The organism is Paraburkholderia sp. XV, from assembly GCF_020177535.1.
Classification (GTDB): domain Bacteria; phylum Pseudomonadota; class Gammaproteobacteria; order Burkholderiales; family Burkholderiaceae; genus Paraburkholderia; species Paraburkholderia caribensis.
Genome location: NZ_JAGUUD010000002.1, coordinates 93,498 through 117,696, shown reverse-complemented (window position 1 = coordinate 117,696; position 24,199 = coordinate 93,498). Strand labels below are relative to the sequence as shown.

Annotated in this window: 23 protein-coding genes; 17 read left to right on the top strand and 6 right to left on the bottom strand. The window is 61.6% G+C overall.

Going from position 1 to position 24,199, the window contains the following annotated elements; genetic code table 11:
- Positions 1–499 precede the first annotated feature (499 nt).
- The 5 genes from KFO72_RS01750 (at position 500) to KFO72_RS01730 (ending at position 4,700) form a co-directional block, all read left to right on the top strand.
- Entirely contained in the window at positions 500–1,144 is a 645-nt protein-coding gene (locus KFO72_RS01750) for a MarR family winged helix-turn-helix transcriptional regulator (protein ID WP_035987348.1), read from the top strand.
- Between the two features lie 145 nt (positions 1,145–1,289).
- Entirely contained in the window at positions 1,290–2,003 is a 714-nt protein-coding gene (locus tag KFO72_RS01745) for a glutamine amidotransferase (protein ID WP_060599484.1), read from the top strand.
- A 9-nt stretch (positions 2,004–2,012) separates the two neighbouring features.
- Entirely contained in the window at positions 2,013–2,744 is a 732-nt protein-coding gene (locus KFO72_RS01740; protein WP_225031251.1) for an MOSC domain-containing protein, read from the top strand.
- Between the two features lie 95 nt (positions 2,745–2,839).
- Entirely contained in the window at positions 2,840–3,952 is a 1,113-nt protein-coding gene (locus KFO72_RS01735; RefSeq protein ID WP_054929334.1) for an NADH:flavin oxidoreductase/NADH oxidase, read from the top strand.
- Positions 3,953–4,217: 265 nt separating this feature from the next.
- A complete protein-coding gene (locus tag KFO72_RS01730) occupies positions 4,218–4,700 on the top strand; it encodes an SET domain-containing protein (RefSeq protein WP_035987710.1) in 483 nt (160 codons plus the stop codon).
- Between the two features lie 52 nt (positions 4,701–4,752).
- Here KFO72_RS01730 and KFO72_RS01725 read toward each other — a convergent pair whose 3' ends face one another.
- Together KFO72_RS01725 and KFO72_RS01720 are read right to left on the bottom strand one after the other, a co-directional pair.
- On the bottom strand, positions 4,753–6,255 hold the full coding sequence (locus KFO72_RS01725) for a sensor histidine kinase (protein WP_054929333.1): 1,503 nt from the start codon (positions 6,253–6,255) through the stop codon (positions 4,753–4,755).
- 209 nt (positions 6,256–6,464) lie between these two features.
- Positions 6,465–7,151 (bottom strand): response regulator transcription factor, encoded by a 687-nt coding sequence (locus KFO72_RS01720; protein ID WP_007581727.1) that lies wholly within the window; start codon positions 7,149–7,151, stop codon positions 6,465–6,467.
- A gap of 115 nt (positions 7,152–7,266) precedes the next feature.
- Here KFO72_RS01720 and KFO72_RS01715 point away from each other — a divergent pair, with 115 nt between their 5' ends.
- Positions 7,267–7,497, top strand: coding sequence for a DUF3717 domain-containing protein (locus KFO72_RS01715; RefSeq protein ID WP_035987359.1), 231 nt, complete (start codon positions 7,267–7,269; stop codon positions 7,495–7,497).
- 108 nt (positions 7,498–7,605) lie between these two features.
- Here the strand turns inward: KFO72_RS01715 and KFO72_RS01710 are convergent, their stop codons facing one another.
- Positions 7,606–7,950, bottom strand: coding sequence for a 4a-hydroxytetrahydrobiopterin dehydratase (locus tag KFO72_RS01710; protein WP_107201256.1), 345 nt, complete (start codon positions 7,948–7,950; stop codon positions 7,606–7,608).
- A gap of 59 nt (positions 7,951–8,009) precedes the next feature.
- The gene (gene phhA / locus KFO72_RS01705; RefSeq protein ID WP_225031250.1) at positions 8,010–8,900 is read right to left on the bottom strand and encodes a phenylalanine 4-monooxygenase; all 891 of its coding nucleotides are present in this window, start codon (positions 8,898–8,900) and stop codon (positions 8,010–8,012) included.
- Between the two features lie 151 nt (positions 8,901–9,051).
- Here phhA and KFO72_RS01700 point away from each other — a divergent pair, with 151 nt between their 5' ends.
- Positions 9,052–9,543 carry an Lrp/AsnC family transcriptional regulator gene (locus tag KFO72_RS01700; RefSeq protein ID WP_035987364.1) on the top strand — a complete coding sequence of 164 codons (492 nt, stop codon included), beginning with the start codon at positions 9,052–9,054 and terminating at the stop codon, positions 9,541–9,543.
- Between the two features lie 19 nt (positions 9,544–9,562).
- Here KFO72_RS01700 and KFO72_RS01695 read toward each other — a convergent pair whose 3' ends face one another.
- Positions 9,563–10,093, bottom strand: a complete 531-nt coding sequence (locus KFO72_RS01695; protein ID WP_007581718.1) for a class IV adenylate cyclase — start codon at positions 10,091–10,093, stop codon at positions 9,563–9,565.
- A 272-nt stretch (positions 10,094–10,365) separates the two neighbouring features.
- On the bottom strand, positions 10,366–11,265 hold the full coding sequence (locus KFO72_RS01690; protein WP_054929331.1) for a LysR family transcriptional regulator: 900 nt from the start codon (positions 11,263–11,265) through the stop codon (positions 10,366–10,368).
- Positions 11,266–11,414: 149 nt separating this feature from the next.
- Between KFO72_RS01690 and KFO72_RS01685 the strand changes: the two genes are divergently transcribed.
- The 10 genes from KFO72_RS01685 (at position 11,415) to KFO72_RS01640 (ending at position 24,198) form a co-directional block, all read left to right on the top strand.
- On the top strand, positions 11,415–12,932 hold the full coding sequence (locus tag KFO72_RS01685) for a CoA-acylating methylmalonate-semialdehyde dehydrogenase (RefSeq protein ID WP_054929330.1): 1,518 nt from the start codon (positions 11,415–11,417) through the stop codon (positions 12,930–12,932).
- A 129-nt stretch (positions 12,933–13,061) separates the two neighbouring features.
- Positions 13,062–14,786: a GMC family oxidoreductase N-terminal domain-containing protein gene (locus tag KFO72_RS01680; RefSeq protein WP_263626934.1), complete on the top strand. Its 1,725-nt coding sequence runs from the start codon at positions 13,062–13,064 to the stop codon at positions 14,784–14,786.
- 244 nt (positions 14,787–15,030) lie between these two features.
- Positions 15,031–15,810, top strand: coding sequence for an ABC transporter ATP-binding protein (locus KFO72_RS01675; RefSeq protein WP_035987717.1), 780 nt, complete (start codon positions 15,031–15,033; stop codon positions 15,808–15,810).
- Positions 15,807–16,562, top strand: coding sequence for an ABC transporter ATP-binding protein (locus KFO72_RS01670; protein ID WP_035987372.1), 756 nt, complete (start codon positions 15,807–15,809; stop codon positions 16,560–16,562). Before KFO72_RS01675 ends, KFO72_RS01670 begins: the two co-directional genes overlap by 4 nt.
- A gap of 107 nt (positions 16,563–16,669) precedes the next feature.
- Positions 16,670–17,887 (top strand): ABC transporter substrate-binding protein, encoded by a 1,218-nt coding sequence (locus tag KFO72_RS01665; RefSeq protein ID WP_035987374.1) that lies wholly within the window; start codon positions 16,670–16,672, stop codon positions 17,885–17,887.
- Between the two features lie 93 nt (positions 17,888–17,980).
- Positions 17,981–18,865, top strand: a complete 885-nt coding sequence (locus tag KFO72_RS01660; RefSeq protein ID WP_060599489.1) for a branched-chain amino acid ABC transporter permease — start codon at positions 17,981–17,983, stop codon at positions 18,863–18,865.
- Positions 18,865–19,836 (top strand): branched-chain amino acid ABC transporter permease, encoded by a 972-nt coding sequence (locus KFO72_RS01655; RefSeq protein ID WP_060602417.1) that lies wholly within the window; start codon positions 18,865–18,867, stop codon positions 19,834–19,836. The genes KFO72_RS01660 and KFO72_RS01655 overlap by 1 nt, the downstream gene beginning before the upstream one ends.
- A gap of 493 nt (positions 19,837–20,329) precedes the next feature.
- A complete protein-coding gene (locus tag KFO72_RS01650) occupies positions 20,330–21,496 on the top strand; it encodes an ABC transporter substrate-binding protein (RefSeq protein WP_035987378.1) in 1,167 nt (388 codons plus the stop codon).
- Positions 21,497–21,760: 264 nt separating this feature from the next.
- Positions 21,761–22,921: an ABC transporter substrate-binding protein gene (locus tag KFO72_RS01645; protein ID WP_060599490.1), complete on the top strand. Its 1,161-nt coding sequence runs from the start codon at positions 21,761–21,763 to the stop codon at positions 22,919–22,921.
- A gap of 221 nt (positions 22,922–23,142) precedes the next feature.
- Positions 23,143–24,198: a branched-chain amino acid ABC transporter permease gene (locus KFO72_RS01640; RefSeq protein ID WP_054929326.1), complete on the top strand. Its 1,056-nt coding sequence runs from the start codon at positions 23,143–23,145 to the stop codon at positions 24,196–24,198.
- The last annotated feature ends 1 nt before the right edge of the window (position 24,199 follow it).

Sequence of the window (24,199 nt, the reverse complement as noted above, 5' to 3'; positions counted from 1 at the left end):
TGCCTGTGGACAACCGAATAATTCCCTGCAAACTCAAGCAGCTGCGTAAACCATAACCGCGCGGATCGGGCGTGCATCCCGAACGTAAACCTGGGAGAACGATTCTCATGCGCGCTGGGGTCGGGCGGGTTATCAAGAATCGATGCACATGTCGTCCCCCGTCTTATCCCGTGGTTATCCACAGATTGCATTGGATAACTTAGCTGTACGATTTGCCGCTCTCGCATAGAATGTCGTTTTTCGTCGTTGCGGCCTGCGGGGTCCCGAATGCGTGGGCCAACGCGCGGCGATCGCAACACGGCATGAAGCGCATTAAGCATGTGCAAAGCCTGAGAAAGCGGCCGGGACAAGGCCCGCATCGCAGGAAGTTTTTGAGATAGTAGGAATCGGCGAGCCGGCTTGACCGGCGAAGCTTCCCCCCACAGACTGTCGGCGCGCCGGCATCGGAAGAATGGATGTCGACGGGCAACGGCACGCTGTCAACAACGAACGAAAGACTATGAGCGAAGGCGTATACGGAGAGCAGGCAACCGGGCGGGTGACCCACAGCCTGTTGCGACTCAGCACGGCCATGCGGAGCCAGGCATGGGAATGGGCGGAAGGCGCTGGTCTGACGCCTACCCAGGGCGAAATCCTCGTGCTGCTGATGCAGCGCAAGGGACCGATGCGGCTCGGCGAAATCGCACGCGAAACGGCGCTGACGGCCGCGACCACGAGCGATGCCGTGAGCACGCTGGAAAGCAAGGGTCTCGTCGAAAAGCGTCGCGCGCTCGACGACGGACGCGCGCTTGCCGTGCGTCTGACGGCTCGCGGCCGCACCGCGGCCAAGCGCGCGGCGCAATGGCCTGACTTCCTCGCGAAGGCGGTCGGCACGCTGCGCGACGAAGAACAATCGCTCTTTTATCGCACGTTGCTGAAGACCGTGCGCCAGCTCGAAGTGCAAGGCCACATTCCGCCGCACCGGATGTGCGTGACCTGCACGCATTTCGAGCCGAGCAAGAACCCGAAGAAGACGCCGCATCGCTGCATGCTGCTCGATCTGTCGATGTCGGACACCGATCTGCGTCTGGACTGCTCGGTGCACGAAACGGCCGACGCGGCCACGCAGAAAAAGACCTGGAAGATTTTCGCGCAGCAAGCCTGAGTCGGCTAAACTGCGGAGCCGGCCGCCGCTCGCGGGTTTGCGCGAGCGGGGCGGGCTAGTTTGCGCCGTTTTGCGCATCGGCAGACGGTGTGTCTTCCGGCACGCCTTTGCGCGCGTCCAGTCAACCTGACGGTGGGATTTGCCGATGCATCACGAAGTTCTCGCCATCCGCCATGTGCACTTCGAGGATCTGGGCAGTCTCGAACGGGTGCTCGGCGAGCGGGGGCGTCCTGTGCGCTATCTGGATGTCGGCTTTGCGCGCATCGAGGCGCCCGACCCCATGAGGCCGTCGCTGATGGTGATTCTCGGCGGGCCGATCAGCGCCTACGACGACGAGCGCTATCCGACCATCGCGCCGCTCGTCTCCATGATCGAAAAGCGCATTGCAGCGGGCTTGCCGACACTCGGCATCTGCCTCGGCGCGCAACTGATCGCGCGGGTGCTCGGCGCGCGGGTCTATCCGTCCGGGCAGTCGGAAATCGGCTGGACGCCGTTGACGCTCACTGATGCCGGCAAGCAGTCGCCGCTACGGCATCTCGACGGGGCGCATACGTCGATGCTTCATTGGCACGGCGATACATTCGATCTTCCGCAAGGCGCGGTGCATCTCGCATCCACGCCCGCCTGTACGAATCAGGCGTTCTCGTGGGGCAAGCATGTGCTTGGCCTGCAATGTCACCCCGAAATCCGCACCGACCGCTTCGAGCCCTGGCTGATCGGTAACGCCGGCGAAATCGCGGGCCACGGTATCGACGTACGCGCGCTGCGCGCCGATACCGCGAAGCATGGCCCGAAGCTGGAAGCCGCGGCGACCAGCATGTTCGGCGAATGGCTCGACCAACTGGCCGCGCGACCCTGAACGACTCCAATGACCGCTGTGGATCACCGCGTTGTTACCGTCGATGCCGTCCTCACCGGCAAGATTGCGCCGTTGGGCGGTGATCTGTCGGGCAAGAAGAGCGCGATCGGCAAGACGCCTGTCGTTGGCCGTGTTTGGCTCGGCGAAACAGGACTCGAAGGTGATCAGCAGGCCGAACTCAAACACCACGGCGGCCCGGAAAAAGCGCTGCATCACTATCCGTTCGACCACTATGCCACCTGGCGCAGCGAATGGCGGGCGGACGAATCCAACCTGTCAACGCTCGACCGACGCGGCGCATTCGGCGAAAACCTGAGTACGCGCGGCCTGACGGAAGCGGATGTTTGCGTCGGCGATGTGTACCGGATCGGCGGGGCGATCGTCCAGGTATCGCAGCCTCGCCAGCCGTGCTGGAAACTGAACCTGAGGTTCGCGCGCGCCGACATGTCGCGCGCCGTGCAGAACACGCGCCGCACGGGCTGGTACTACCGAGTGCTCGAAGCTGGCGAGATCGGTGCAGGCGACGCAATCGAGCGGCTCGCCCGTCCCCATGCACAGTGGAGCGTCGAGCGCCTGTTGCGCGTGTTCTACGTTGATCGCGACGACCGGCAGGCCCTCGAAGCGATGGCGCAACTGGACACGCTATCGTCGTCATGGCGCAAGACCGCGACGAAGCGTCTTGAGAGCGGCGAAGTCGAATCGTGGTCGAATCGTCTCGATGTACCGCCCAGCCAAAGCTGATTCGTCCCGCTGAAAGCGACACGCCTGGCCGTCTGCAGCAAATCGGACCCGGTGCTATCCTCGATCGCTCTTGAGTTTCGATGGGTAACCCCACCATGAGCGCACTTTTCACTCCGCTCACGCTGCGTAGCGTGACGCTGCCGAATCGCATCGTCGTGTCACCGATGTGTCAATACTCCGCCGAACGCGGCGAAGCGACGGCGTGGCACATGATTCATCTCGGGCATCTCGCGCTGTCGGGCGCGGGCATGTTGTGCATCGAGGCGACGGCTGTCGAACCCGACGGCCGCATCACGCCCGCCGACCTCGGCTTGTGGGACGACGTGACGGAAGAAGCACTGAAGCCTGTGCTGGCCGCGATCCGCAAGCACTCGAAAGTGCACGTCGCAATGCAGCTATCGCATGCTGGGCGCAAGGCATCGAGCAACGTGCCGTGGGAAGGCGGGCAACTGATTCCCGTTGCCGACGGCGGTTGGCTCCCGCACGCGCCGTCTGCGCTGCCGCACAAAGCCGGTGAAGAGCCACCGCTCGCACTGGACAACGCGGGCCTCAACCGCATCCGCGAAGCGTTCGCGGCGTCGGCGCGCCGTGCCGCGCGTCTGGGCATCGACGCACTCGAAGTGCACGCCGCGCACGGTTATCTGCTGCATCAGTTCCTGTCGCCGCTCGCGAATCAGCGTAGCGACGAATACGGCGGCTCGCGCGAGAATCGCATGCGTTTCCCGCTCGAAATATTCGATATCGTGCGCGCTGCATTCCCCGCTGACAAACCCGTGGGTGTGCGTGTCTCGGCAATCGACTGGGTGGACGGCGGCATCACGATCGAAGACACGATCGCGTTCGCGCAAGAGTTGAAGAAGCGCGGCTGCGACTGGGTCGATGTGTCGTCGGGTGGCGTGTCGCCGTTGCAGAAGATCCCGCTCGAACCCGGCTATCAGGTGCCGTTCGCGAAGGCGGTGAAGGAGGCGACGGGCATGACGACGATGGCGGTCGGCTTGATCACGGACCCGGAGCACGCGAACCGGCTGATCGAAGAGGGCGACGCGGATCTCATCGCGATGGCCCGCGCGATGCTCTACGATCCGCGCTGGCCGTGGCACGCGGCCGCGCAACTCGGCGCGACGGTCGACGCTCCGCCGCAATACTGGCGCTCGCAACCGCGCGAGCAGAAGGCGCTGTTCGGCGATATTTCGTTCGGTCAGCGCTGAGCGTTGCGTTCGACCGTCTCCCCGGAATACGCATCGCGCGCACATGCGATGTGGATCTGTACCTAAGACGGTTGAACGAAGTCACATCATCCGTGTACGATTTCGGTTGTGGCGCTGTATGCGTCGCATGTCGACGCGGCGCCAGCAAGGCGCCGCGTTTGCTATCCGCGTCAGAAAAGCCGCGCATCTGCAAAGGCGCGTTGAACGCGGAGGCATCGGCGAACAGGCGAGTTTGTTCATCCACCGTTCTACAAGGATTGATTCAATGAGTTCACGCAGGATCGCTGTGCGTCAATCGGGCGTGCACGGCAAAGGCGTGTTTGCACTCGAACCGATCGCAGCCGGCGAGCGGTTGATCGAATACAAGGGCCAACGGATTTCCTGGAAGGAAGCGCTGCGGCGGCATCCTCACAATCCGGACGAACCGAATCACACGTTCTACTTTGCGCTCGATAGCGGCGATGTCATCGACGGCAAGGTGAAGGGCAACAGCGCGCGCTGGATCAATCACTCGTGTGCGCCGAATTGCGAAGCGGAAGAGATCGACGGGCACGTGTTTATCGACGCGCTGCGCGATATCGACGCGGGCGAAGAGTTGTTCTACGACTACGGGCTCGTGATCGACGCGCGTCAGACGAAGAAGCTGAAGAAGGAATACGAGTGCCGTTGCGGCGCGCGCAAGTGCCGCGGCACGATGCTTGCGGCGCCGGACAAGAAGGAAGAGAAGAAAGCGAAGAAGAAAAAGTGACCAGTGTGCGCTGCCGTTCGTACCGAACGGAGCGCACGCTTTGGGACACGCTTCAGGGATCGACCGGCGCATGATGCGCCGGTTTTTTTGTTTCGCGCGGCGGTTCCGGTGCGCGAAGCACGGCGCCCGTCGCGACGGGAAGCCGCACGATAAAACGCGCGCCACCATCGGCGGCATCTTCGTAATGCACGCTGCCGCGATGCAGCGCCATGATGTCGTGCACGATCGCCAGGCCGAGACCTGCGCCGCCGTCGACCGTGCCGTCGCTCAAGCCCTGGCCGTCGCCGCGGAAGAAGCGCTTGAACAGATCGGGCTGCTGCTTTTGGGGCACGCCAGGTCCGTTGTCCTCCACCGTGACTTCCGCGGTCGGGACGCCATCCACCACGGTTTGCGCGACTGTCATCGTGATCCGCGCCCCGTTCATGCGCGACGGCGGCACGTATTTCAGCGCGTTGTCGAGCAGATTCGCAATCACCTCACGCAGCAGTACTGGATTGCCGCGCGCGATCAGAGGGTGATCGTTCGACGGATCGTCGAGCCGTTGAAAACCGAGGTCCACGTGCACGGCAAGCGCGCGCGGCACCCATTCGGCGCCCGTATCGAAAGCGAGCGACGCGACGTCGAGATTCACGAAACGCGCGGCCTGTTCGCCCGGTTCGGCGCGCGCCAGCGACAGCAACTGGTTCGACAGACGCACGGCACGATCGGCGGCGGCACGCAGCTCCTTGACGGCGGCGAGCGTCTGCTGCGGGTCGCGCCCAATGGCCGCCTGTTCCGCATGCAGCTTGATCGCGGTGAGCGGCGTGCGCAACTGATGCGCTGCGTCGGCGATGAATTTGCGTTGGGCGTCGAGCGCGGATTTCAGACGGTCTAGCAGGCCGTTCAGCGCGCCCGTCAGCGGACGGATTTCGACAGGGACGAAGGTTTCGTCGACGGGTTCCAGCGACGTGTGGGTCTGGCGGTTCAGCGAATCGGCGAGATCTGTCAGCGGATTCAGCTGCTGATTCACGACGCGCCACACGATCACCCAGCCCGCCAGCAGCAACAGCAGCAGCGGCATCATGATCGCGACCAGAAATTCTGCGGCAATGCGAAAGCGGTGATGCACAGGCTGGCCGACTTCGATGACGACGGGATTGCCCGTCGGCTGGTCGACGCGTACCTGTGCGACGCGCACGGCCGTCCCTTCATGCTGCGTCTCGAACACATACGCGTAGTGCATGCGCCGCACGTTGGTGCCTTGCAGCGGCAGTTTCGGGTCGCCGGCGATTTCGGTTTCGCCATTGCTGATCCGGTACACGAGTTGTTCGACTGGGTCGGAGAACATCGCCTGCGCGAGCGGCGGTACGGTGATCGGCGCATCGGGGCCGGCAATCTGGATCTGCTTCGAAATGGCCGTGGCGAGATCGGCGAGTGAACGGTCGACTACATGCTGCGTGTATTGCCACGCGAGCCAGTACGCGATGAGGCCGCTCATCAGCGCGAGCAGGGAAAGGGGAGCGGCGAGCCGGCGCAGCAACTGGCGGCGCAGGCTATTCGCGGCGGGATAGGGCATGGTCGAACCCGCGATAAAAGACCGACGCCGAGGGATGGTCGACTGCGTCAGTCATGCGTTCCAAAAAATGCAGTTGAAACGGCAGTTCAAACGGCGATTCACATCCGGGCTGAATGACACAGGCGGCCGCCGCGCAACCGTGAAGATGCGCTTGCGGCCGCCCGTCGGACAACCCGGACGCCGTCAGACCACAACGGTCTTGACGACCATTATGACGCCTGGCGGATTTCCTGGAGCAGATAGCCGAAACCGCGCACCGTGACGATTTCGACGCGGCAGTTTTCGAGCTTTTTGCGCACGCGGTGCACATAGACTTCGATCGCAGTGTCGCCGAGATCGCCGCCGAAGTGAGTCAGGTGATCCTGCAGTTGCGCCTTGCTGACCACGCGGCCGTGGCGCAGCAACAGCATTTCGAGCACGGCGAATTCGCGCGGCGACAGTTCGAGCGGCTTGTCGTCGTTGAAGATGCGGCGATCCACACCCGACAGACGCACGCCACCGAGCGACACTTCCGGACGCGGCATGTCGCCGTGCGGTCCGCTGCGGCGCATCACGGCGCGAATGCGCGCTTCCAGTTCGGCGGGCTCGAACGGCTTCAGCATGTAGTCGTCGGCGCCGGAATTGAGGCCTTGCACGCGATCATTCAGTTCGTCGCGCGCGGTCAGGACGATCACGGGCGTATGACGGTTGCTTTGACGGAAACGCGACAGCAGCGTCATGCCGTCGATGCCGGGCAATCCCAGATCGAGGATCACGAGTTCGTGGCGGTTTTGGGTGAGGGCCTGTTCGGCGAAGATGCCGTCGTGGACCATGTCGACCGTGAAGCCGGCTTGTTCGAGACTGCTTTGGATGCCGCGCGCGATAGGGCGGTCGTCTTCGATCAGAAGGAGTCGCATGGGTTTCGCTCAAGTACAATGGGTTGGGCAAGGGGCACGCGGTTCGCCGGGGCGCCTGCTGCACAGAATGCCGTGCGGCGTGCCGTCGATGCGGCCTTCAACAGATCTGCCAGCCATGTCCGATATTACGATCCACGAACTGGAAGCCGCGATCAATTTCTGGCGTTCCCGCTCGCCTTCGAGCGGTGACGAACTCGTTCTGTGCAAGGAGGCAAGCGCGCTCTCCAAGCCGTATGCGCTGATGATTGTACAGCGACAGACCGTGCTGCCGCAGGAAGGAATGGACGAGATTGCCCGCGCCGCGTGGGATTCTTACGTGTCCCTTAAGAATGGCCTAAAGAAGTGAAGGTTTGGTGGCCTGATTACCTGCAAAACGCTTTCATTGCGGGCTTTCTTCAGGGTTTTGGAGCGTGGCCGGCTTTCGTCCGATCAACTGCATGGGTCGCCGCTTGCGTCACTTTCCCGCCGCAATTTCATCGATAAAACGCGCAAGGCGTATGTCGCGCTCGGTGATTCCGTTTGCTTCGTGCGTCGATAGCGTGATCTCGACGTTGCTGTAGACGTTGAACCATTCCGGATGATGGTCCATCTCCTGGGCCTTGATCGCGACGCGTGTCATGAAGCCAAACGCTTCATTGAAGTCGGCGAACCTGAGCTGCCGTTTGATCGCATCGCGGCCTTCGACGCTTTGCCAGCCATCGAGTTGAGCGATCTGCGCTGCGCGTTGTTCGGAAGAGAGTTTCTGGATCATCGTGTCACCTTTTGAAGCTGTGCGTGGCTGTGCCGATGCCGTGTGCATGGACGCATACGCACTCGTCCTATTTTTTCACGGTTGAAGGGTTGCTGCAGAGCGCTGCGTCAGATGTCGCCGTCCGTTGCCCAGCCTTCGCCCGTGCCGCGTGTGATGACGGCGTCGGCGGCACGCACTTCGCCTGCGGGGAACGGGGCGGCATGGGCGAGCTTTGCCAGCAGCGGCGCGAAGTCGGTACGCGCGACGTCGAACAGTTGCGAGAAATCGTCGATCACGAAGTAGGTCTTTTGAAACGTGTCGATCCGGTACTGCGTCTGCATTACGCGTTCGAGATCGAATGCGATGCGATTGGGTGCGTCGCTTTGCTGGCTGTAGAGCGTCTCGCCTTCGCTCGACACGATTCCTGCACCGTAGATTTTTACACCGTTTGGACTCGCGTCGTCGCGGATCAGGCCGAACTCGACTGTGTACCAATAGAGGCGCGCGAGCAGCGGCAGCGCGTTCGCGTCGTTCGCGGCAAGGGCCGCGCGGCCGTACGCGTGCATGTAGTCGGCGAACACCGGGTTGATCAGCAGCGGCACATGCCCGTACAGATCGTGGAAGCAGTCGGGCTCCTGCAGGTAGTCGAGCTGATCCGGACGGCGCATCCACCATGTCACGGGAAAGCGGCGGTTCGCCAGATGCTCGAAAAATACGTGATCCGGCACGAGACCCGGCACGGCGACGATCCGCCAGCCCGTCGCAGGGATCAGTTGTTCGTTGATCGCGTCAAACGAAGGCACGCTTTCCGGCGACAGATTCAGCCGCTCGACGCCTTCCAGAAACTCGTCGCACACGCGCCCCTTGAGCAGCGCCGTCTGCCGCGTATAGAGCTGTTTCCACACCGCGTGATCGACCGCGCCGTAGCGATGCATCGGCTGGTCGATGGTGAAGTCTGCGCGGGTTTCGAGGCCGGCGTCGAATTGCTCCTTGAGCTTCGCGGTGTTCGGGACGGACATGACGGATGACTGGCTGGGCGCGCTCGCCCGTTAAGTGGACACCGTGCAAGTCTAGAGCGGGCAACGCGCGGAAAGGGCGCATGTTTGCCGAATTGCACTAGTGAAATGCGATAATCGTGCGTTGGATCGCCAATTGATGCGGAGGATTTACATGCTAGAACTCGATCACTTCGATCTGGCGCTGCTCGACGTCCTGCAGCGCTTCGGGCGCGCGACGCACCAGCAACTGGGCGAGCAGGTGCCGCTGTCGCCGTCGCAGATCGGGCGGCGCCTGCAGCGGCTGGAGTCGATTGGTGTGGTCGACGGCTATCGCGTCGTGCTGCGGCCCGAAAAGCTCGGGCTCGGCGTGACGGCCTTCACGAGCCTGAAACTGAAGCACCACGGCGATTCGATCATCGAGCAGTTCCAGCAGCAGATCGACGTGCTGCCCGAAGTGCTGGAGTGCCACGCGGTGGTCGGCGACGCGGATTACCTGCTGCGTATCGTGGCGCCGGATCTGAACGCGCTGTCGTCGTTCGTGATGAAGAAGCTGATGCGGGTGCCGGGCGTCGACAGCGTGCGCTCGTACATCGTGCTGACGACGTTCAAGCGCAACGGCCCATTGCCGCTCGGTCATCTGACGCCGGGCGCAGCCGCCGTCTGACCGCGCGGCACATCTGAAATCAGGCGGCTTTCAACGGCTCCTGATTCAGCATGTCCACATAGGCGACGGCAACCAGGTCCGATTCCGGCACGCCCAGCTTCGAGAACACGGCGTGCGCTTCTTTTTCGCCGCCTTCTTCGTCGTCATCCTGCGCGAGCACGACTTCGAGCTCGACGAAATCGCCCAGACCGTCGACGCGGTCCAGGTGAATCCGCGTGCGCCCGACGATATACACATGGCGCTCCTTCGTGACGATGCCGCGCGTGGTGAGCGCGGTGGCGAGCAGGGAGTGCATCGCTTCCGGGTTCGTCACCGGGCTGCGCGTGTAGTACGACGCCTTCGGGCCGTCGCGGTCGTCGCGCTGATAGAAGATCAGTTCGGCGGGTGTGCCGTCGTCGAACTGGCGCAACTTCAGACGGCCACGTGGCACGTCGTAGAAAAAGTCCTGCTGGCGAAAAATCAACGGAGCGTCAGGCGAAAGCGCAGCGGCGCGCTCGCGAAGCTGCTCGAAGTGCTGCGCGCGGGCTTTGATTTCGATGTTGCGGGCCATGTGAAGCTCCTGTCGAAAGATGAACGTGGACGGCTTCTGACGACGACGGGTTCGCCCCGATTGCCTGAGTGCGCAAACCGGCCGGCAGAGACCAAAGCGATACGGAAAACAGCGGGGAGAAGCGGGCAAAGCGTCAATCTAGCAAAAAGCCCATGACGATGTGGTTAAAGGCCACGGCGCGGGAAGGTGCAAAGCCTCCGGTGTGTCATGAGGTCGGCTCATATCGCGCAACGCATCTTCTCGCGTTATGGCGCGCGCTCCGCGTGCGTCGCTTACGCCGACCACTGCTGTTCGATCAGCTTCAGCGCCACAGCGATCGCCGGCTCGTCCTTGTGCGCGGCGAGCGTGATGAATGTCAGCTCGGTCGGCACCGTGATGCCTTCGACGATCGTCAGCGCGTGCGCGTGCGCTTCTGCGAGTGCGGTCGAATCTCGCGCGAGCGTGAGGCCGACGCCCGATTTGACGAGATCGAGCATCGACGGTTCCTGATCCACTTCTGCGACCTTGACGGGCTTGACCCCGGCATCGGCGAAGCGGCGCGTCAGCAGCCGGTTGTGCGCGGACGCGGGCGGCGTCCAGATCCACGGAAACGAAGCGAGCGCGCGCCAGTCGCGTGCGCCTTTCATGCGGTCTTTCCAGCCGGGCGGCGCCAGCACGCGGTATTGAAAGTGCGTCAGGGTGACAGCGTGAAAGATCGCGCTGTCGCGCGGTTCGTCGTCGTCCGGCTGGCCGATGTAGTAACCGACGTCGAGTTCGCCCGCACGCACCTGGTCGCGCACCCAGCCGGACATGCCGTGCCGCAATTGCGTTTCGATGTGCGGCCACGTCTCGACGAGCTGCTTCAGAAACCCGCCAAGCCGCAGAAACGCCGGATCGAGAATCGTGCCGATGCGCAGACGCCCGCGCACTTCCTGGCGCAGCGTGGCGGCCGCCCGTTCGACATCGCTGGCGGCCGCGAGGGCGCGCTCGGCGTGCGGCAACAGCGCCTGGCCGTCGCGCGTGAGCGCGAGGCCGTGCGACGTGCGGGTGAACAGCGTCACGCCGAGCGCGGTTTGCAGGTTCTTGATCTGCAGACTGACTGCGGGCTGGGTCAGATGCAATTGCGCGGCAGCGCGCGTCAGATTGCCTTCGCGCGCGACCGTCGCGAAGGCGCGGAGCAGGGTGAGGTCCATCTGCTGATATTAACGCGCCTTATATCGCATTTGAGCATTACTCATTGGATTTGCCGCGCGTTTGCCGATTACGCTTCAAATCATCATGCAAAGGCGTGCCGCATTGCGCTGCAGCATCGACCGTCAAAAAGCCCTACACAGGAGACACCATGAGCGAGACAGATCAAGGCAAGGTGCGCGCGCTGACGCACGTGATCAACGGCCGTCCTATCGATGGCACGAGCCAGCGCTTCGGCGACGTGTTCAATCCGGCAACAGGCGAGGTGTCGTCGCGCGTGCCGCTCGCGAGCGTGACCGAAGTCGACGCAGCCGTCGCTGCCGCAAAGGCCGCCTTTCCCGCGTGGAGCGAAACGGCGCCGATCAAGCGCGCACGCGTGCTGTTCAAGTTCAAGGAACTGCTCGACCGTCACCACGACGAACTCGCCGAACTGATCACGCGCGAGCATGGCAAGGTGTTTTCGGATGCGAAGGGCGAAGTGATGCGCGGCATCGAGATCGTCGAATTCGCGTGCGGCATTCCGAATCTGTTGAAGACCGACTTCACCGATCAGATTGGCGGTGGCATCGATAACTGGAACCTGCGTCAGTCGTTGGGTGTGGTCGCGGGTATCACGCCGTTCAACTTCCCGATGATGGTCCCGTGCTGGATGTTCCCCGTTGCGATCGCATGCGGCAATACGTTCGTGTTGAAGCCGTCGGAACGCGATCCGTCGGCGTCGATCCGGCTTGCCGAATTGCTGAAGGAAGCGGGCTTGCCGGATGGTGTGTTCAATGTCGTGCACGGCGACAAGGTGGCTGTCGATGCATTGCTCGCGCATCCCGATGTCAGCGCGCTGTCGTTCGTCGGCTCGACGCCCATCGCCGAATACATCTACACGGAGGGCACGAAGCACGGCAAGCGGGTGCAGGCGCTGGGCGGCGCAAAGAATCACCTCGTCGTGATGCCGGATGCGGACCTCGATCAGGCCGTCGATGCCTTGATCGGCGCGGCGTATGGATCGGCGGGCGAGCGTTGCATGGCGATTTCCGTTGCGGTCGCAGTCGGTCATATCGCCGACGAATTGATCGACAGGCTCACGCCGCGCGTGAAGACCCTGAAGATCATGAACGGCATGGAAGGCGAAGCGGAAATGGGTCCGCTCGTGACGGCGGCGCATCGCGAGAAAGTGTCGGGGTATATCGACGCAGGTGTCGAGGCGGGTGCGAAGCTCGTGGTCGATGGACGCGGGCATAAGGTGCCGGGTCACGAGAAAGGTTTCTTCCTCGGCGGCACATTGTTCGACGATGTGAAGACCGACATGAAGATCTATCGCGAAGAGATCTTCGGCCCCGTGTTGTGCGTGGTGCGCGTACCCGATTTTGCTTCGGCTGTCGAACTCATCAACAAGAACGAGTTTGCCAACGGCGTGTCGCTATTCACGTCGGATGGCGGTGTTGCGCGCGCGTTCTCGCGTCAGATTCAGATTGGCATGGTCGGCATCAATGTGCCGATTCCCGTACCGATGGCATGGCACTCGTTCGGCGGCTGGAAGCGGTCGCTGTTTGGCGATCACCACGCGTATGGGGAAGAAGGCGTGCGTTTCTATACGCGCTACAAGAGCATCATGCAGCGCTGGCCGGACAGCATTGCGAAGGGCGCCGAGTTCACGATGCCCGTTGCGAAGTAACACGAATCAGCAGGTTGGAATGGCCGCGGCATTGTGCATTCAATAGCACAGTGCCGTGCGCATCGCGCGTGTGGTGTTGATAAACAAAAAACAGTAGCGGCACGAACGCTCAAAGCGCAAACAGACGCCATGCAAGGTGGCCATGCGAAGGAGACAAGGGTGAGCACGACAGCAAGAAAACTCGAAGGCGAATTCGACTACATCGTGGTCGGTGCGGGCACGGCGGGCTGTGTGCTTGCGAATCGCCTGACCGAAGATCCCGACGTCACCGTGTTGCTGCTCGAAGCAGGCGGCAAGGATGATTACCACTGGATTCACGTGCCCGTCGGCTACCTCTATTGCATCGGCAATCCGCGCACCGATTGGCTTTATAAAACGCAGGCGGAACCCGGCCTCAACGGACGTGCGTTGTCGTATCCGCGAGGCCGCGTATTGGGCGGCTGCTCGTCGATCAACGGCATGATCTATATGCGCGGGCAGCGCGAAGACTACGACGAATGGGCGCGTGTGACGGGCGATTCGTCGTGGTCGTGGGATGCCGTGCTGCCTGTCTTCAAACGCAGCGAAGATCATCATGGCGGCGCAAATGAATTCCACGGCGCGGGCGGTCAATGGCGTGTGGAAAAGCAGCGCCTCAAATGGAAGATTCTTGAGAAGTTCTCCGAAGCCGCGCAAGAAACCGGTATTCCCGCCACAGACGATTTCAATCGCGGCGACAACACGGGCGTCGGCTATTTCGACGTGAACCAGAAGCGCGGCATTCGCTGGAATGCATCAAAGGCTTTTTTGCGGCCAGCGATGCAGCGGCCGAATCTCACCGTCATCACGGGCGCGCACACACAGCGCATCGTATTCGAAGGCAAGCGCTGCGCCGGTGTCGAATATCGTGGCGGCGATGTCGAGTACATCGCGAAGGCGCGCATCGAAGTCATCATGAGTTCAGGCGCAGTGAACTCGCCGCAACTGCTCGAACTGTCGGGTATCGGCAATGGCGCGCGTCTGCAGAATCTCGGCATCGAGGTCGTGAACGATCTGCGTGGCGTAGGCGAAAATCTTCAGGACCATTTGCAATTGCGCATGGCGTATAAGGTGCATGGCGTGCGCACATTGAATACGGCCTCCGCGCACTGGTGGGGCAAGATGATGATCGGGCTGCAGTATTTGCTGATGCAAAGCGGGCCGATGTCGATGTCGCCGTCGCAACTCGGCGCATTTGCGAAGTCCGATGTGAACGACACATCTTTGACGCGTTCCGATCTCGAGTATCACGTGCAGCCGCTTTCACTCGACAAGTTCGGTGATCCCTTGCATCGCTTCAACGCGTTCACGGCGTCGGTGTGTCATTTGCGTCCGACTTCGCGTGGCAGCGTGCACATCGAATCGCGCGACCCGCACGTGGCGCCCCTGATTGCGCCGAACTATCTGTCCACCGATTACGACCGTCACGTCGCTGCGAATGCGCTGCGTCTCACGCGCCGCATTGCAGCCGCGCCTGCCTTGAAACCCTATCGGCCCGAAGAGATCTTGCCCGGCATCCAGTTTCAGACCGAGGAAGAATTGCAGATCGCGGCGGGGCAAGTCGGTACAACCATCTTTCATCCCGTCGGCACATGCCGGATGGGCACATCGAATGATCCCGGCGCTGTCGCCGATAGCCGCTTGCGCGTGATCGGTGTCGAAGGGTTGCGAGTGGTCGACGCGTCCGTGATGCCCACCATCACATCAGGCAACACGAACTCGCCCACACTGATGATCGCGGAACGTGCGAGCGACATGATTCGCGCCGACCGCCGTGCGCGAAGAGACAGTCAAACCATCGAAACCCACACCGCGTCGCCGATGTCCGTTGCATGACACGCAACGTTTAACGTTTTGCGTGGTGAAGGTCGCATTAAACACTAAGTGCAAATCCCAATGATTGCGCTGCATCATTGGCGCGACAATGGCATCCATGCTGCGTGGTGCGGCATGGATTACCGTCCGCATTGGTGCACCACGCCACGATTGGCACGGGGGTGTCATCGCCAATAACAGTCGCGCCGTTTCAGCGCGGAATAAAACGCGGTAATGCTTCGCCTTACTTCGCATGGAAGGGAACATGATTCTCGGCGATACGATACTCGAAACGCGCGGGCTCACTCGTGAGTTCAAGGGTTTTACCGCAGTCAACGGTGTGAACCTGCGCGTGAAGCGCGGTTCGATCCATGCGCTCATCGGCCCGAACGGCGCAGGCAAGACCACCTGCTTCAATCTGCTCACCAAGTTTCTCGTGCCCACTGCGGGTCAGATCGTCTTTGACGGCATCGACATCACGGGCGAACGTCCTGCGCAGGTCGCGCGTCGCGGCATCATCCGCTCGTTCCAGATTTCCGCTGTATTTCCGCATCTGACGGCATTGCAGAACGTTCGCGTGGGTCTTCAACGTCAGCTCGGCTCGGCGTTTCATTTCTGGAGAAGCGAGCGCACGTTGCGTCAACTCGACGACCGCGCGATCGATCTGCTCACGCAAGTAGGCTTGACCGATTTCGCCGACGTACCCGCCGTTGAACTGTCATATGGCCGCAAGCGCGCGCTCGAAATCGCCACGACGCTCGGCATGGAACCCGAACTGATGCTGCTCGACGAACCGACGCAAGGCATGGGACATGAAGACGTTGACCGCGTGACGGCGCTGATCAAAAAAGTATCGGCGGGTCGCACGATCCTGATGGTCGAACACAACATGAATGTGATAGCCGGCATCTCCGACACGATTACCGTCCTGCAACGCGGCGAGGTGCTCGCCGAAGGCACGTACGCGGAAGTCTCGAAGAACCCGCTCGTCATGCAGGCCTATATGGGCAGTGCGGACGCGGCGCTTGCCGGAGCGCATGCATGAGCACAGTGAGCGAACAGGAAGACGCATCGGTCAGTGTGGTGAGCGGCGAGCCCGCGCTGGAAATAGCGGGGCTGCAGGCATGGTACGGCGAATCGCACATCCTGCATGGCGTCGATCTGACCGTCAGCCGCGGTGAGGTCGTCACGCTGCTCGGCCGCAATGGCGCGGGCCGCACCACGACGCTGCGCGCGATCATGGGCCTGACGGGACGACGCACGGGTTCGATCCGCGTCGGTGGACGCGAGACGATTTCGATGGCGACGCATCGGATCGCGCATTGCGGCGTCGGTTATTGCCCCGAAGAGCGCGGCATCTTTTCGAGCCTGTCGTGCGAAGAAAATCTGATGCTGCCGCCGCCCGTCGGCGACAAGTCGTTGATGATGTCCATCGACGAGATCTACCAGATGTTTCCCAATCTCCAGGAACGGCGCATGAGCCAGGGGACGCGTCTATCGGGCGGCGAGCAACAGATGCTGGCCGTCGCGCGCATCCTGCGCACGGGCGCGAACCTCTTGCTGCTCGATGAAATTTCCGAAGGCCTTGCCCCCGTGATCGTGCAGGCGCTCGCGCGCATGATCGTGACGCTGAAGGCGCGCGGCTACACCATCGTGATGGTCGAACAGAACTTCCGCTTCGCCGCGCCGCTCGCCGATCGTTTCTATGTGATGGAGCATGGACGCATCGTCGAGCATTTCGGTGCAAAGGAACTCGAAAGCAAAATGCCGGTGCTGCACGATTTGCTCGGCGTCTAAGTGGGGTGGACGCATCCCGACCAGAAATCGGGGTCGTCATGGGAACTGCGACGCACGACACACCCAGATGCCTCTGATAACCACAAGCATGGAAACAGGAGACACGCATGAAACTGAAGAACTTCGCCAGATTGTCAGCAGTCTGCTTTGCGGCCGCTGCGGGCACGATGTTCGCTGCCGGCAGCGCACAGGCTGCCGATGGCGCGACCGTCAAGATTGGCTACATCACTGATCTGTCCGGTCTGTATGCGGATATCGATGGCCAGGGTGGCCTCGAAGCGATCCGCATGGCGATTGCCGATTTCGGCGGCAAGGTCAATGGCAAGCCGGTCGAACTGGTCTACGCCGATCACCAGAACAAGGCGGACATTGCTGCTTCGCGGGCGCGTGAATGGATCGACCGCGACGGCGTCAACGTGATCATCGGCGGCACGAACTCGGCCACTGCGTTGTCGACCAATCAGGTTGCGGGCGAAAAGAAGGTGCCGTACATCAACATCGGCGCGGGCGCGGACAACCTCACCAACGAGCAATGCACGCCGTACACGGTGCACTACGCGTACGACACGATGGCGCTCGCAAAAGGCACGGGCTCGGCCGTCACGAAGCAGGGCGGCAAGACCTGGTACTTTCTGACGGCGGATTACGCGTTCGGCAAGGCGCTCGAAAAGAACACGTCGGACGTGGTCAAGGCGAATGGCGGACAGGTGCTCGGCACGGTGCGTCATCCGTTGTCGGCATCGGACTTCTCGTCGTTCCTGTTGCAGGCTCAAGGATCGAAGGCGCAGGTGCTGGGTCTCGCGAATGCGGGCGGCGACACCATCAACGCGATCAAGGCCGCCAAGGAATTCGGCGTGACGAAGTCGATGAAGATCGCCGCGCTGCTGATCTTCCTGACCGATATCCACAGCCTCGGACTTGAAACGACGCAGGGCCTCGTCGCCACCGATAGCTGGTATTGGAACAAGGACGCCAATACCCGCAAGTGGGCGCAGCGCTACTTCGACAAGATGAAGAAGATGCCGACCAGTTTGCAGGCAGCGGACTATTCGGCCGTCACCACGTATCTGAAGGCCGTGCAGGCAGCTGGCACGACCGACAGTGACAAGGTGATGGATCAGCTGCACAAGGCGAAGATCGACGATTTCTACGCGAAGGGCTACATCCGTCAGGACGGCAGCATGATCCACGACATGTACCTGATGGAAGTGAAGAAGCCGTCGGAATCGAAAGAGCCGTGGGATTACTACAAGATCACCGCGACGATTCCTGGCGACCAGGCATTCGGAACGAAAGCGGAGACGCGCTGCGCGCTCTGGAAGTAAGCGGTTCGCAGCGGGGGATGTAACGGGCGGCGCAGCGCCGCCCGTTGTGTCTCGTGAGTGAACTGCGTCGATATTATTCTGACGGCGGATTCAATGGATATCTTTGGCATTCCGCTACCGGCGATGCTCAGCCAGTTGCTGCTCGGTCTCGTGAACGGTTCGTTCTACGCGATCCTGAGTCTGGGGCTGGCGGTGATCTTCGGTCTGCTCAACGTGATCAACTTCGCGCACGGCGCGTTGTTCATGCTGGGCGCGATGCTCACATGGATGGGCCTGTCGTATTTCAGTCTGCCGTACTGGGTGATGCTGGTGCTCGCGCCCGTGCTCGTCGGGCTGTTCGGCATCGTGATCGAACGCTCGATGCTGCGCTGGCTGTACAAGCTCGATCACCTCTATGGCCTGTTGCTCACGTTCGGGCTCACGCTCGTCGTCGAAGGCGTGTTCCATTCGATCTACGGTTCGTCAGGGCAGCCGTACGACGTGCCGTCGGCGCTTGCAGGCGCAACCAATCTTGGTTTCATGTTCCTGCCGAACTATCGCGCGTGGGTGGTCGTCGCGTCGCTGATGGTGTGCTTCGCGACGTGGTTCGTGATCGAGAAGACGCGTCTTGGCGCGTATCTGCGCGCGGGCACGGAGAACCCGAAGCTCGTCGAGGCTTTTGGCGTGAACGTACCGATGATGGTCACGCTCACGTACGGCTTCGGCGTCGCGCTGGCCGCGTTTGCCGGCGTGCTCGCGGCACCCGTGATCCAGGTCTCGCCGCTGATGGGCCAGCCGATGATCATCACGGTGTTCGCGGTCGTGGTGATCGGCGGCATGGGCTCGATCATGGGTTCGATCCTCACGGGCCTTTTGCTGGGCGTGATCGAAGGGTTCACACGTGTGTTCTATCCGGAAGCGTCGGCGACCGTGGTCTTCGTGATCATGGCGCTCGTATTGCTGGTGCGTCCGGCAGGTCTCTTCGGCAAGGAAAAATGATGCAGAGAAAAGCGCTCTACGTTCTGCTGCTGATCGGGCTCATCGTTGCACCGTTTGTCGGCGCGTATCCCGTGTTCGTGATGAAGGTGTTGTGCTTTGCGCTGTTCGCGGCCGCATTCAATCTGCTGATTGGCTATACGGGCCTGCTGTCGTTCGGACACGCGATGTTTCTCGCATCGGCGGGCTACGTCACCGGTTACGCGATCCAGACGCTCGGCATGTCGCCTGAACTCGGCGTCATAGCGGGCGTGGCGGCGGCGACGCTGCTGGGCTTTGTCGTCGGTCTGTTCGCCATCCGCCGGCAGGGCATCTACTTCGCCATGGTGACGCTCGCGCTCGCGCAGATGGTCTACTTCGTGTTCCTGCAGGCGCCGTTCACGCACGGCGAAGATGGCCTGCAAGGCGTGCCGCGCGGCAAACTGTTCGGCGCGTTGAGCCTGTCTTCCGATCTGACGCTGTACTTCGTCGTGCTGGCCGTGATGGTGCTCGCGTTCCTGCTGATTGTGCGGATCGTCCATTCGCCGTTCGGGCAGGTGCTGATCGCGATCAAGGAGAACGAGCCCCGCGCGATCTCGCTCGGCTATGATACGAACCGCTTCAAGCTGCTGGCGTTCATTCTGTCGGCGGGGCTGGCGGGTCTTGCCGGCTCGCTCAAGGTGCTGGTGCTGGGCTTTGAAACGCTCGGCGACGCCTACTGGACGATGTCGGGCCTCGTCGTGCTGATGACGCTGGTGGGCGGCATGGGCACGCTGTTCGGGCCGTTGCTCGGCGCCGCGTTGATCGTCGCGCTCGAGGACCGGCTTGGCGATATCGGCAGTGGGCTGGCGTCGGTGACGGGTGTTGAGTGGTTCCGATCACTCGGCGAGTCGGCGACAATCGTCACAGGCCTTATTTTCATCGCGTGCGTGCTGGCGTTCCGGCGCGGCATCGTCGGCGAGATCGTGCAACGGGTCAAACCGTTGCGTGCCTGAACCGGGTAGAAATCAGTTTGCGATCCGAAATAACCGGTAGCCGCCGCGAAATGACGCGAACATGGAGCGAAACTACAAGAATGCGCCCCATTTCTGTGCGGCGCTGCACCACTAGGGTAAATGCTAGTTGCTCGTGAAGCGTCCCCCGTTTAATCTTCACACAGTTCTGATGCACCGAATTTTGCAGGTGGAGAACGAGGAGACATGAGGCGCATAAGTGCCCATACAAAAGCGCTGTTGGACGAAATCCAACAGCGCTTTTTACTTTTTCCGTTCAAAACCTATCTTCTCCAGCGCGCCTTCCTGGACCGCACGGCATTGTAAATCTGGCGTTTTCTCTCACACTACGCCCGCCGCTTTTCCCCAAAGATTCAAAGCCTTCAAAGCGCTTGCCGCCTGCGGTATGGGTCCGCTACACTCGCCATTCGCCGACCATCGGGTCGGCCTTTGGGACATTCGAATCCATTCGAACATCGGGGCGTAGAGGAGCGGAATGAAGTCGGCATTGCGGTGGATCAGCGCGGCACTCGTCGCGGCAGGCGTGTGCGCAACCTATAGCGGCGCGGCATTCGCGGACGTGAAAATCGGTATGACAGTGTCGGCGACGGGGCCCGCAGCCTCGCTTGGCATTCCGGAGAAGAACACCAGCGCGCTTCTGCCGAAGGAAATCGCGGGCCAGAAGATCGACTACATCGTTCTCGACGATGCGACCGATTCGACGCAAGCCGTCAAGAACGCACGCAAGCTCACCAGTGAAGATCACGTCGACGCGCTGATCGGCTCGACCGTCGTGCCGAACTCGCTGGCCATGATCGACATCGCCAACGAAACGCAAACGCCGATGATCTCGATGGCCGCGGCGGCATCGATCGTCGAGCCGATGGACCCGAAGCGCTCGTGGGTCTTCAAGACGCCGCAGAACGACATCCTGATGGCGACAGCCATCGCGCAGCACATGTCGAACCACGGCGTGAAGTCGGTGGCATTCATCGGCTTCTCGGACGCCTACGGCGAGAGCTGGTTCAAGGAGTTCAGCAAGGCTGCCGATCTCAAGAAAATCAAGGTCGTCGCGAATGAACGTTTCGCGCGCAACGATGCGTCCGTGACGGGCCAGGTGCTCAAGATGATGTCGCAGAACCCGGATGCCGTGCTGATCGCCGGCGCGGGCACGCCTGCCGCATTGCCCGAAAAGACGCTGCGCGAACGCGGCTTCAAGGGCAAGTACTATCAGACGCACGGCGTCGCGAATAACGACTTCCTGCGCGTGTGCGGCAAGGATTGCGAAGGCACGTATCTGCCCGCTGGTCCGCTGCTCGTCGCCGATCAGCTGCCCGATTCGAATCCTGTGAAGAAGGCTTCGCTCGCGTACAAGCGCGCGTATGAAGGCGCCAACGGCGCGGGCTCGATCTCGACGTTCGGCGGTCACGCGTGGGACGCGGGCCTGCTTCTGCAGCACGCCATTCCCATCGCGTTGAAGAAGGGCCAGCCCGGTACGCCGCAATTCCGCGAAGCACTGCGCGCCGCGCTCGAAGACACGAAAGATCTGCCTGGCTCGCACGGCATCTTCAACATGAGCGCGAACGATCACGCGGGTCTCGATCAGCGTGCACGTGTGATGGTGCAAATCGTCGACGGCAAATGGAAGCTTGCTTCCGATTAAGCGAGGCGAATTAACGAATTCCAATTCACAAAAAAGACGCGAGCAGTTGACGCGTCTTTTTTATTGCACGCGAGATGTCTGAATAAAAAGCCGTGCAATGTGCAGGGGAGACGACTAAAGCGGTAGAGCCTGTGTTTGAGGTTTGACGCAATTGCAACGAGCAGGGAAAACCATGCTTGGCAGGCTTATACCCGATAACTAGATTCAGTTACCCGGTTCTCGAACCGGATTACGACACGCATTTAAAGCGTTTGGAGACAAGCAATGAAAACGACAAAACAATGGGTCCGTACCGCAATCGCGATGGCGATGGTGTGCGGCGCAAGTGCGGCGATGGCGCAGGTGAAGATTGGGGTCACGTTGTCTACGACGGGACCGGCGGCCTCGCTCGGCATTCCTGAGAAGAACACGATTGCGCTGCTGCCTAAGGAAATCGCCGGCAAGAGCGTGCAGTACATCGTGCTCGACGATGCGTCGGATACGAGTCGCGCCGTGCAGAACACGCGCAAGCTGATCGACGAGGATCACGTCGATGCGATCATTGGTTCGACGGTCACGCCGAATTCGCTGGCGATGCTCGATCCCGTTTCGGAAGGGAAGACGCCGGTGATCTCACTCGCGGCATCAGCGGCCATCATTTCGCCGATGGACGCGAAGCGCGCGTGGGCATTCAAGACGCCGCAGAACGACGGTCTGATGGCCGATGCGATCGCCGAGTACATGGAGAAGCACGGCGTGAAGACGGTTGCGTTCATCGGCTTCGCGGACGCCTATGGCGAGAACTGGTACAACGTGTTCAGCAAGGCGGCGGAAGCGCATCATCTGAAGCTCGTCGCGAACGAGCGCTATAACCGCACCGATGCATCGGTGACGGGTCAGGTGCTGAAGCTCGCTGCATCGAATGCGGATGCGGTGCTGATCGCCGGCGCGGGCACGCCGTCCGCGCTACCGGCGAAGGCGCTCAAGGAGCGCGGCTACAAAGGCAAGATCTATCAGACGCACGGCGTTGCGAACAACGACTTCCTGCGGGTGTGCGGCAAGGACTGCGACGGCGAATTGCTGCCCGCAGGCCCGATTCTCGTCGCCGATCAGTTGCCCGATACGAACCCGGTGAAGAAGTCGTCGCTCGCGTACAAGAACGCGTACGAGAAGGCCTATGGCGTGGGCACGGTGGCGACCTTCGGCGGTCACGCGTGGGATGCAGGCCAGATGCTCCAGCGCGCGATTCCCGAGGCGCTGAAGAAAGGCCAGCCGGGCACGGAAGCTTTCCGCGTCGCGTTGCGTGAAGCGCTCGAGAACGTCAAGGACTTGCCACTCTCGCACGGCATCATGAACACGACGCCCACTGACCATAACGGTCTCGACAAGCGCGCACGCGTGATCGTCGAAATCTCAGACGGCAAGTGGAAACTCCAAAACGACTAAGACGGTACGCGCCTCTCGCGCAAGGGCGTGGTGGCGAGCACATGCGAATGTCCTTAAGCCACGCAGCACTTTCTGATCGATAACAATGGCAAGCTCTGCCGCGCCGTATCTCAGGCGCGGCAGTTGTTTTATGTGTTTAGGCTTCGCTTCGCGGCGGGTGGTCGTTGAGCCTGCTCTCATTGTTTCTTAGTTTCGATATCGACGTTCCAAGACGAGGAAGTATGGATCTATCAATTGCGGCGATCCTCGCGCAGGACGGCATCACGACCGGCGCGATCTACGCATTGCTCGCGCTCGCGTTGGTGCTGGTGTTCTCCGTGACGCGCGCCATTTTCATCCCGCAAGGGGAGTTCGTGTCGTACGGCGCGCTGACGCTCGCCGCACTGCAGACGCAGAAGTTTCCGGCGACGTGCTGGCTGCTGATGGCCATGGGGCTCGCGTGCTTCGTTGTCGAGGTAACCGGCATGGCGCGGCATGCGGAGCGGCGGCGTCATGCGGCGCGCACGCTGGTGATGCTGGTCGGCAAGTATCTGCTGTTTCCCGTTGCCGTCTACGCTGTCACGCGTGGCGTATTCATGCAGCCGCTGCCGATGCTCGCGCAGATCGCGCTGACGCTGCTGATCGTGGTGCCGATGGGGCCGTTCGTTTATCGCCTCGCCTATGAGCCGGTTGCCGAAGGGACGACGTTGTTGCTGCTGATCGTATCCGTCGCCGTGCACTTCGCGATGGTCGGCCTCGGGCTCGTGATGTTCGGCGCCGAAGGCTCGCGGACCAACGCCTTTACCGATTCGGCCTTCAACGTCGGCAGCCTGTCGATCTCGGGGCAGAGCGTGTGGGTGATCGGCGTGGCCGTGGTGCTGATCGGCGTGTTGTACGTGTATTTCGATCGCTCGATTTCCGGCAAGGCATTGCGCGCGACGTCGGTGAACCGGCTCGGCGCGCAGCTCGTCGGCATCGGCACGACGCAGGCGGGACGGCTCGCGTTCACGCTCGCGGCCGGTCTCGGCGTGCTGTGCGGGATTCTCGTCGCGCCGCTCACGACCATCTACTACGACTCGGGCTTTCTGATCGGTCTGAAGGGCTTTGTCGGTGCGATTATCGGCGGGCTGGTCAGTTATCCGCTGGCTTTCGCGGGTTCGATACTCGTCGGCTTGCTGGAGTCGTATTCGTCGTTCTGGGCCAGCTCCTATAAGGAAGTGATCGTGTTCACGCTGATCATTCCCGTGCTGCTCTGGCGGAGTCTCGCCAGCCCGCATGCGGAAGAAGAGGAGGAGTGAC

Bases quoted from the DNA above. Each gene is read 5' to 3' on its own strand.
- KFO72_RS01715 (WP_035987359.1), top strand. From the start codon at position 7,267: ATGTCCGATATTACGATCCACGAACTGGAAGCCGCGATCAATTTCTGG.
- KFO72_RS01730 (WP_035987710.1), top strand. From the start codon at position 4,218: ATGAGTTCACGCAGGATCGCTGTGCGTCAATCGGGCGTGCACGGCAAA.
- KFO72_RS01720 (WP_007581727.1), bottom strand. From the start codon at position 7,151: ATGCGACTCCTTCTGATCGAAGACGACCGCCCTATCGCGCGCGGCATC.
- KFO72_RS01750 (WP_035987348.1), top strand. From the start codon at position 500: ATGAGCGAAGGCGTATACGGAGAGCAGGCAACCGGGCGGGTGACCCAC.
- KFO72_RS01670 (WP_035987372.1), top strand. From the start codon at position 15,807: ATGAGCACAGTGAGCGAACAGGAAGACGCATCGGTCAGTGTGGTGAGC.
- KFO72_RS01685 (WP_054929330.1), top strand. From the start codon at position 11,415: ATGAGCGAGACAGATCAAGGCAAGGTGCGCGCGCTGACGCACGTGATC.
- KFO72_RS01745 (WP_060599484.1), top strand. From the start codon at position 1,290: ATGCATCACGAAGTTCTCGCCATCCGCCATGTGCACTTCGAGGATCTG.
- KFO72_RS01710 (WP_107201256.1), bottom strand. From the start codon at position 7,950: ATGCACACGGCATCGGCACAGCCACGCACAGCTTCAAAAGGTGACACG.
- KFO72_RS01660 (WP_060599489.1), top strand. From the start codon at position 17,981: ATGGATATCTTTGGCATTCCGCTACCGGCGATGCTCAGCCAGTTGCTG.
- KFO72_RS01700 (WP_035987364.1), top strand. From the start codon at position 9,052: ATGCTAGAACTCGATCACTTCGATCTGGCGCTGCTCGACGTCCTGCAG.
- KFO72_RS01645 (WP_060599490.1), top strand. From the start codon at position 21,761: ATGAAAACGACAAAACAATGGGTCCGTACCGCAATCGCGATGGCGATG.
- KFO72_RS01740 (WP_225031251.1), top strand. From the start codon at position 2,013: ATGACCGCTGTGGATCACCGCGTTGTTACCGTCGATGCCGTCCTCACC.
- KFO72_RS01735 (WP_054929334.1), top strand. From the start codon at position 2,840: ATGAGCGCACTTTTCACTCCGCTCACGCTGCGTAGCGTGACGCTGCCG.
- KFO72_RS01655 (WP_060602417.1), top strand. From the start codon at position 18,865: ATGCAGAGAAAAGCGCTCTACGTTCTGCTGCTGATCGGGCTCATCGTT.
- KFO72_RS01725 (WP_054929333.1), bottom strand. From the start codon at position 6,255: ATGCCCTATCCCGCCGCGAATAGCCTGCGCCGCCAGTTGCTGCGCCGG.
- KFO72_RS01680 (WP_263626934.1), top strand. From the start codon at position 13,062: ATGCAAGGTGGCCATGCGAAGGAGACAAGGGTGAGCACGACAGCAAGA.
- KFO72_RS01650 (WP_035987378.1), top strand. From the start codon at position 20,330: ATGAAGTCGGCATTGCGGTGGATCAGCGCGGCACTCGTCGCGGCAGGC.
- KFO72_RS01690 (WP_054929331.1), bottom strand. From the start codon at position 11,265: ATGGACCTCACCCTGCTCCGCGCCTTCGCGACGGTCGCGCGCGAAGGC.
- KFO72_RS01695 (WP_007581718.1), bottom strand. From the start codon at position 10,093: ATGGCCCGCAACATCGAAATCAAAGCCCGCGCGCAGCACTTCGAGCAG.
- phhA (WP_225031250.1), bottom strand. From the start codon at position 8,900: ATGTCCGTCCCGAACACCGCGAAGCTCAAGGAGCAATTCGACGCCGGC.
- KFO72_RS01640 (WP_054929326.1), top strand. From the start codon at position 23,143: ATGGATCTATCAATTGCGGCGATCCTCGCGCAGGACGGCATCACGACC.
- KFO72_RS01665 (WP_035987374.1), top strand. From the start codon at position 16,670: ATGAAACTGAAGAACTTCGCCAGATTGTCAGCAGTCTGCTTTGCGGCC.
- KFO72_RS01675 (WP_035987717.1), top strand. From the start codon at position 15,031: ATGATTCTCGGCGATACGATACTCGAAACGCGCGGGCTCACTCGTGAG.